8 protein-coding genes are annotated in these 7,413 nt (G+C 57.8%); 5 read left to right on the forward strand and 3 right to left on the reverse strand.

What is annotated here, in order from left to right; all coding sequences use genetic code 11:
- Positions 1–225 precede the first annotated feature (225 nt).
- From QMM04_RS19420 to pyrE, 4 genes are all read left to right on the forward strand, one after another.
- Positions 226–2,061, forward strand: a complete 1,836-nt coding sequence (locus tag QMM04_RS19420) for a Wzy polymerase domain-containing protein (protein ID WP_211725475.1) — start codon at positions 226–228, stop codon at positions 2,059–2,061.
- A gap of 7 nt (positions 2,062–2,068) precedes the next feature.
- Complete coding sequence (locus QMM04_RS19425; protein ID WP_064511429.1) at positions 2,069–2,473, forward strand: DUF3574 domain-containing protein; 405 nt, start codon at positions 2,069–2,071, stop codon at positions 2,471–2,473.
- Between the two features lie 85 nt (positions 2,474–2,558).
- Complete coding sequence (gene rph, locus QMM04_RS19430; RefSeq protein WP_021507082.1) at positions 2,559–3,275, forward strand: ribonuclease PH; 717 nt, start codon at positions 2,559–2,561, stop codon at positions 3,273–3,275.
- A gap of 49 nt (positions 3,276–3,324) precedes the next feature.
- A complete protein-coding gene (pyrE, locus tag QMM04_RS19435) occupies positions 3,325–3,966 on the forward strand; it encodes an orotate phosphoribosyltransferase (protein ID WP_021507081.1) in 642 nt (213 codons plus the stop codon).
- 89 nt (positions 3,967–4,055) lie between these two features.
- Here pyrE and slmA read toward each other — a convergent pair whose 3' ends face one another.
- The 3 genes from slmA to coaBC all read right to left on the reverse strand — a co-directional run bounded on the left by slmA (position 4,056) and on the right by coaBC (position 6,425).
- Entirely contained in the window at positions 4,056–4,652 is a 597-nt protein-coding gene (gene slmA, locus QMM04_RS19440) for a nucleoid occlusion factor SlmA (protein ID WP_021507079.1), read from the reverse strand.
- Between the two features lie 116 nt (positions 4,653–4,768).
- Complete coding sequence (dut, locus tag QMM04_RS19445) at positions 4,769–5,227, reverse strand: dUTP diphosphatase (RefSeq protein WP_039328147.1); 459 nt, start codon at positions 5,225–5,227, stop codon at positions 4,769–4,771.
- Positions 5,205–6,425, reverse strand: a complete 1,221-nt coding sequence (gene coaBC, locus QMM04_RS19450; RefSeq protein ID WP_282996799.1) for a bifunctional phosphopantothenoylcysteine decarboxylase/phosphopantothenate--cysteine ligase CoaBC — start codon at positions 6,423–6,425, stop codon at positions 5,205–5,207. The genes dut and coaBC overlap by 23 nt, the downstream gene beginning before the upstream one ends.
- Before the next feature lie 190 nt (positions 6,426–6,615).
- On the opposite strand from coaBC, the gene radC reads away from it, so the two are divergent.
- Positions 6,616–7,272 (forward strand): DNA repair protein RadC, encoded by a 657-nt coding sequence (gene radC / locus QMM04_RS19455; RefSeq protein WP_021507076.1) that lies wholly within the window; start codon positions 6,616–6,618, stop codon positions 7,270–7,272.
- Positions 7,273–7,413 lie beyond the last annotated feature (141 nt).

Consider the following 7,413-nt stretch of genomic DNA (forward strand, 5'->3'; position numbering starts at 1 on the left):
GGTTAAAGTTAAACACTTATCAGAGGGAGATCGGCTTAACCTGAAGCGGCACAGGTTAACGGTGCTTGAAAATATTTTTCATCATCACAGCTCTGTGAATCACCATGATTCACGGGGGTTTTCACACCATTCACAGCTTTTTGGCCGTACATTTTCTGTAGCCAAAGTCTATCAACCATTATTCAACGAGACAGTTTTTGGCCTGTTTCGGCAATTGGGTTTGCTATGCTCTTTCTCTGTTTTATGTCGTGGTATCTGTCCGGACGAGACCCGCGCGTCACGCCGCCTTTGCTGATGCAGCAATTTCTGCAGCGGCGGCGTCGGGGACAGTGCGGTGAGAAAGTCGCCTCTTTCCCTTTCGCCTCGCTGGCCTGTCTAATCTGTTTCCTCCCCACGCTGATTTATCTGCCCAACAGTGGTGGCAATGGCTTTGATCTGCCGCTGAATTTGCTCACTGCAGGCTGTCTCGCGCTGCTGGCGGCCACGCTGCTGTTGAAGAACTGGCGCCAGCCGCGCGATTTAATTGACGACAACGTCATGACGCATGCGCTGTTGCTGATGCTGTTTTGCTTTGCGCTGGCGGTGATCCTGCAGGAGAACGATAACGGACTGCTGACCGGCGTGATCCGGCTACTGGGGCTCAGCGCCATACTCATTCTGTGGCTGCTGCTGGGCCTGATGCCGCAGCTCTGGCAACAGCGTCAGAAAATTATTGCCGGCATCGTATTGCTCAGCACCTTGCAGGCGCTGCTGGCGATTGCGCAGACCTGCTTTCCGGTTCAGCTGCAAACGCTGATGGAGTTTCGCTATCACGCCGGCCAGATTCGCCCTTACGGTATTTTTCAGCAGTTCAATTTGCTGGCCAGCTTTCTGGCGACCGGTCTGGCGGCTACGGTCTGGCTCTGTCTGCAATCTGACATCAGGCACCGCCTCTTGCTGTTGCCGGCAGTGCTGATCAACAGCCTGGCACTGCTTCTGACGCAGTCGCGTACCGGTGCGTTTGGTTTTGCGCTGGCGCTGCTGGTGATGCTGCTGGTGTGCGATCGTCGCCAGCGCGCGGTAATCATCAGGATCGTCATGGTGATGGCGCTGGCCGTGCTGTGCGCCCTGCTGCTGCGCAGTGAATTAGCGCCGGGCATGCGTGAATTTGCGTCGTCCGACCTGGCGCGCCAGCAGCTGCTGGAATACACGCTGCGCATGATTATGGAAAAACCGTTCAGCGGCTGGGGCTTTGGCCAGTTTGAGTTTCATTTTTCGCGGATACGCATGGCGGACGCGATTTACCCGGACGATTTTAATGCCACCCATCCCCATAACGAGTGGCTGTATAGCTGGGTGGAAGGCGGGGTTTTGCCGATGGTAGGCTTCACCGCCGTGTTGCTGGCCTGGCTGACGCCGTTGTGGCGCTGGCGTAGTCAGCCGCAGCGCCTGATGCTATGGAGTCTGACGCTGCCCGTCATGCTGCATAGCATGGTCGAGTTTCCGCTCTATCAATCGCTACCGCATCTGTGGCTGCTGATGCTGCTTACCCATCTGGCGTTACGTCAGCCCGAAGATCGGTCAATGATTGAACCTGCGACGCCGGGTCTGCCGTCGCGTATGCTGCGCCTGAACATGGCCGGCGGCGCGATTGCGCTGATGCTGTTCTTCTTCAGCGGCCTGCAGACCAACGCGCTGCTCACCCAGGCGGAGCGCGGTCAGTTCCTCTCCTATCCTTCACGCGATCAGCTGTGGAATCCGTGGATTCAGGGCGAGCGCTATGAGTTCGGCGAAATGGTGCATTGCCTGATGCGCTACAACCAGACGCGGGATGAGCGCCTTCTGGCGCGCTTTGTGCAGCAGTCATCGCTGTGGCTGGAGCGCCATAACGATCTCAACGTGTTCCGTAATGCGGTGATGATTGAGTGGCATCTGCGTCACTATCAGCGCTCGCGCAGGCTGCTGCGTCAGGCGCTGACTCTCTATCCAACAGATGAAAGCCTGCTGCAGCTGAAAGCAAAAATGATGACGGAATGGTCATCGGCGGCCTATGCTGTGACAGATGAGACAGGCAACTTCTGAGGCTAAGATGTTGAATAAATGGATGAGGCCGCTGGGCTTCGCCATGATGTTAAGCGGATGTCAGACTTCTCCGCCCACCCCGCAGGTTATTCCGCCGCACACCGCGCCCGTGGCCGTGTGCGGGGCCGGCGAGATGATGATGCAAACCACGCTGTGGTTTGACCTGCCGTCCTCCGCTGGCGCAGCGGGCTGGTCGCAGTTTGCTGAACGCGACATCACGCCGCACTTTCCCTCGCCGCTGACGATTTACGATGCCCGCGGCCCGCAGGGGAATCGCAAGGTACTGGTACTGCTTCATCCGGCGGATCGGGCCAGCTCCGAAAGCATTAATGCGCTGCGCGACAAGTTTAAACATCGTTTTGCGACACAACCGGTGACGCGTATCGACTCGCTGGTGTGCGCGGCGCTGTAACACGCGCTGGCTGCACGCGGGCAGGACAGCCGCCTGTGAAGTCCGTATAATGCGCAGCCAAACCCAAGCAAGCCGGAGAGAAACCATGCGTCCAGCAGGCCGTAGCACTTCTGAAGTGCGTCCCGTCACCCTCACTCGTCACTTTACCAAACATGCGGAAGGCTCGGTTCTTGTCGAGTTCGGCGAAACCAAAGTCCTGTGCACCGCGACCGTTGAAGAGGGCGTGCCGCGTTTTCTCAAAGGCAAAGGTCAGGGCTGGGTAACCGCTGAATATGGCATGCTGCCGCGTTCGACGCACAGCCGTATGGCGCGTGAAGCCGCCAAAGGCAAGCAGGGCGGACGTACGCTGGAAATCCAGCGCCTTATCGCCCGCTCGCTGCGTGCGGCGGTTGATCTGCAGGCGCTGGGTGAATTCACCATCACGCTTGACTGCGACGTAATTCAGGCCGACGGCGGCACGCGCACCGCGGCAATCACCGGTGCCTGCGTGGCGCTGGCGGATGCGCTGAACGCGCTGGTGGCAGCCGGTAAACTGAAAGCCAGCCCGCTCAAAGGCATGGTAGCGGCGATTTCGGTCGGCATCGTGGCCGGTGAAGCGGTGTGTGATTTAGAGTATGTCGAAGACTCCGCCGCTGAAACGGATATGAATGTGGTGATGACCGAAGATGGCCGCATGATTGAGGTGCAGGGCACCGCAGAAGGCGAGCCGTTCAGCCATGACGAATTGTTGCAGCTGCTGGCGCTGGCGCGCGGCGGCATTGAGCAGCTGATTCAGGCGCAGAAAGCGGCGTTAATTGATTGATGTAACAGGCGACCACAGAGTCGCCTTTTCTTTATTTGAGGAGTGAGAAATGAAAGCCTGGCAGCGTCAGTTTATTGAGTTCGCCCTGAACAAAGGGGTATTAAAGTTTGGTGAGTTCACCCTGAAGTCCGGCCGCAAAAGTCCCTATTTCTTTAATGCCGGTCTGTTCAATACCGGGCGCGATTTAGCGCTGCTGGGCCGTTTCTATGCGCAGGCGCTGGTGGATGGCGGCGTCGATTTCGACCTGCTGTTTGGCCCGGCCTACAAAGGCATTCCGATTGCGACCACTACCGCCGTGGCGCTGGCCGATCATCATGACCGCGATGTGCCGTACTGTTTTAACCGTAAAGAGGCCAAAGATCACGGCGAAGGCGGTTTACTGGTGGGCAGCCCGCTGCAGGGCAAAGTGATGCTGGTCGATGATGTGATCACCGCCGGCACGGCAATTCGTGAATCGATGGACATCATCAACGCCCACAACGCCACGCTGGCCGGCGTGCTGATTTCACTCGACCGCCAGGAGCGTGGCCGTGGCGAGATTTCCGCGATTCAGGAAGTGGAGCGCGATTATCAGTGCAAGGTCACGGCGATCATTACGCTGAGCGAGCTGATTGATTACCTGGCGGAGAAGCCAGAGATGGCCGACCATCTGGCGAAGGTGAAGGCGTATCGCAAAGAGTACGGTATTTAAGGTTTAGCGCGGTAGTCAGCGCCGCACGATAGCGTAGCGGCGCAATTTATTGCGCGATGGATCGCGCCGCTACAAATCCGCTGTGCGTATTAAACCAGCTGTGCGGCAATCAGCGGCCAGCGGCTGTCGAAATCGGCGGTCGGACGATAACGGAACTCCGAGCGCACATAGCGTGACAGCAAACCTTCGCAGAATGCCAGCAGCTGACTGGCGAGCAGCGTCTCATCAGTCTGGAAACCTTCGCCGTCGCGCATCTTCTTCTCTTTCATCACCTGGCGCAGCTGAACTTCAATACGTTCAAACAGCTGATTAATGCGCCCCTGCAGGCGATCCTGTTCAAACATCAGCGCGTGGCCGGTCAGGATGCGCGTCAGCCCTGGATTACGCTCACCAAATCCCAGCAGCAATTGCACGATCAGACGCAGACGCGCCATCGTCTCTTTTTCATCTTTCAGGATCAGATTGATGCGGGTAATCAGACTGTCTTCAATAAACTCAATCAGGCTATCAAACATGCGCGTTTTGCTGGGAAAGTGGCGATATAACGCCGCTTCCGAAACGCCGACATTGGCGGCCAGCTTGGCGGTGGTGATACGCTGACTGCCATCGCCCGACTCCAGCATTTGCGCCAGCGCCTGCAAAATCTCTTCGCGACGATTCCGTTTCGCGACTTTTTTTTCTGCCATGACCTTCAAGACCCCTGAGATTCACCAAAAACAGGCAATACTGCCTCATCTACTACAAGCGCAATGGCCCGTGGCGATGAGAAATAAAAAGATGGCTTAGCGAAAAGTGTCGCGTGTTACTGGCGGCCAGAGTGACCAAAGCCGCCTGCACCGCGATCGCTGGTGTCGAATTCTTCCACCAGATTGAATTCGGCTTGCACAACGGGTACGAACACCAGCTGCGCCAGGCGGTCACCTGGTTGCAGTGTGAAGCTATCCTGGCCACGGTTCCAGACAGACACCATTAACTGCCCCTGATAATCGGAGTCAATCAAGCCGACCAGGTTACCCAGCACGATGCCGTGCTTATGACCGAGGCCCGAACGCGGCAGAATCACTGCTGCCAGTGAAGGGTCGGCAATGTGAATCGCCAAACCGGTAGGCACCAACGTGGTCATGCCTGGCGTGATTTCCAAAGCGCCATCCAGGCAGGCGCGAAGATCGAGGCCTGCAGAACCTGGGGTTGCATAAGTTGGCAGCGGGAATTCATTACCCACACGCGCATCAAGAATTTTAACGTCGATTTTTTTCATCATAACGGCTGACAATCTCGTCTATTAATTGTTGGCCAAGGAGCGTCTTATCACTGAGCGGTAAGACTTTCTCTCCTTCCTGCCAAAAAAGGTGAAGAGCATTGGTGTCGCTATTGAAGCCCTGTCCGGCCTGCGCCACATCGTTGGCGCAAATCAGGTCCAGGTTTTTCCGCACCCGTTTTTGCCGCGCGTATTCTTCCACATTCTGGGTTTCGGCAGCAAATCCCACCACGAAAGGGCGCTGCACTTTGAGCGCCGCGACGCCTGCGACAATATCCGGGTTCTTCACCAGCTGCAGCGTGACGTTATCATCGCCACCCTGTTTTTTAATTTTCTCTGCGGCAATGTTTGCCGCCCGGTAGTCTGCCACGGCTGCGCTGGCAATGAAAATATCTTGTTGGCTGATTTGCGCCATCACCGCCGCTTCCATCTCCAGTGCGCTGTTGACATCAATGCGCGTCACGCCGGCGGGCGTGGCTAAGTTCACCGGACCGGAAATCAGCGTCACGTTTGCGCCGCGCTTTGCCGCCGCCGCCGCAACCGCATAGCCCATCTTGCCGGAGCTGTGATTACTGATATAGCGCACCGGATCCAGCGCTTCACGCGTCGGACCGGCGGTGATCATAATGTTGAGATGTTGCAGATCGTTGACGGGCGCGGCCCACTCCAGCGCATGCGCAACGATGGCCAGCGGGTCCAGCATGCGGCCCGGGCCGATATCACCGCACGCCTGGCTGCCGCTGTCCGGTCCCCAGACCAGCACGCCGCGCTGCGCCAGACGCTGCAGATTCTCCTGCGTTACTGCCGCGCGGTACATCTGCTGGTTCATGGCCGGCACGATGGCGACCGGTGCCGCGCTGGCCAGGCAGGCGGTGGTGACCAGGTCGTTTGCCATGCCGGCGGTAATGCGTGCAATCAAATCGGCGGTTGCGGGCGCAAGCACAATCAAATCGGCCCATTTTGCCAGTTCGATATGGCCCATTGCCGCTTCGGCCGCCGGGTCGAGCAGGTCATCAAACACCGGATAGCCGGAAACCGCCTGCAGGCTGAGCGGCGTAATAAAGGCTTTGGCTGCATCGGTCATCATCACGCGGACATCCGCGCCGCGATCGCGCAGACGGCGCACCAGTTCCGGTGCTTTATAGGCCGCGATGCCGCCACTGACGCCCAGCAGAATTTTTTTTCCGGCTAATCCCATCATGTTGTTTGCCTCACTTCAACGCAGAGTGCCGCGCCTTGCGCGACAGATGCAGGCAACTTTATCACAAAATCGGCGACCCGCCTTTTCACTGCCTGCGCCCTTTGCGAGCCGGCTCTGGAATTTGTTACGCGCCGCTGGTGGCCTGCAATGCACCGGCGCAGAATGGCGGAATTGCAGGGAGGGCGGAACGATGACGGAACTGGCACCACGGGAAAAACTGACGCTGCTGGGCGCCGAGGCGCTAAGCGATGCCGAACTGCTGGCGATCTTTTTACGTACCGGCACGCGCGGCAACAGCGTGATGGGGCTGGCGCGGCTGATGCTGAATGAATTCGGTTCGCTGTATCGCATCATGACCGCCAGTAAAGAGGAGCTCGGACAGATAAAGGGCGTCGGCAGCGCCAAAATGACGCAACTGCATGCCATTGCGGAACTGGGGCGGCGCTTTTTTGCCAGCCAGCTGGCGCGCGAAAATGTGATGGAGAATCCGCAGGTCACGCGCCACTACCTGCAAAGCGTGCTGGCACATCAGGAGCGTGAAATCTTTATGGCGCTGTTTCTGGATAACCAGCACCGCGTTTTGCAGGCGCAGAAGATGTTTTCCGGCTCCATTGCCAGCGTGGAAGTGCATCCGCGTGAAATCGTGCGTGAGGCGCTAAAGCTCAACGCGGCGGCGGTGATACTGGCGCACAATCATCCGTCCGGCATGGCGGAACCGAGCCGTGCCGATCGTGAGATTACCAGCAAGGTGGCGCAGGCCTGCGCGCTGTTGAATATCCGCTTATTAGATCATCTGGTGATTGGTCACGGCGAGTTTACCTCTTTCGCCGAGCGCGGCTGGCTGTAATTCGCGGCGTCAACTGGGCAGAAATCCGGCGTTTTTGCGCGATCCGGAGGGATCTTTATCTGTTCGGGACTTGAGCACTTCGGCTTAGCGGCGTATACTACGCCACCTTTGAGAATCTCGGGTTTGGCGTTTGGGCCAGCT

This window comes from Pantoea sp. Pa-EAmG (assembly GCF_030024295.1).
Taxonomy (GTDB): domain Bacteria; phylum Pseudomonadota; class Gammaproteobacteria; order Enterobacterales; family Enterobacteriaceae; genus Pantoea; species Pantoea dispersa.

Excerpts from the sequence above, each read along its gene's own strand:
- QMM04_RS19420 (WP_211725475.1), top strand. The coding sequence starts at position 226 with ATGCTCTTTCTCTGTTTTATGTCGTGGTATCTGTCCGGACGAGACCCG.
- QMM04_RS19425 (WP_064511429.1), top strand. The coding sequence starts at position 2,069 with ATGTTGAATAAATGGATGAGGCCGCTGGGCTTCGCCATGATGTTAAGC.
- rph (WP_021507082.1), top strand. The coding sequence starts at position 2,559 with ATGCGTCCAGCAGGCCGTAGCACTTCTGAAGTGCGTCCCGTCACCCTC.
- pyrE (WP_021507081.1), top strand. The coding sequence starts at position 3,325 with ATGAAAGCCTGGCAGCGTCAGTTTATTGAGTTCGCCCTGAACAAAGGG.
- slmA (WP_021507079.1), bottom strand. The coding sequence starts at position 4,652 with ATGGCAGAAAAAAAAGTCGCGAAACGGAATCGTCGCGAAGAGATTTTG.
- dut (WP_039328147.1), bottom strand. The coding sequence starts at position 5,227 with ATGATGAAAAAAATCGACGTTAAAATTCTTGATGCGCGTGTGGGTAAT.
- coaBC (WP_282996799.1), bottom strand. The coding sequence starts at position 6,425 with ATGATGGGATTAGCCGGAAAAAAAATTCTGCTGGGCGTCAGTGGCGGC.
- radC (WP_021507076.1), top strand. The coding sequence starts at position 6,616 with ATGACGGAACTGGCACCACGGGAAAAACTGACGCTGCTGGGCGCCGAG.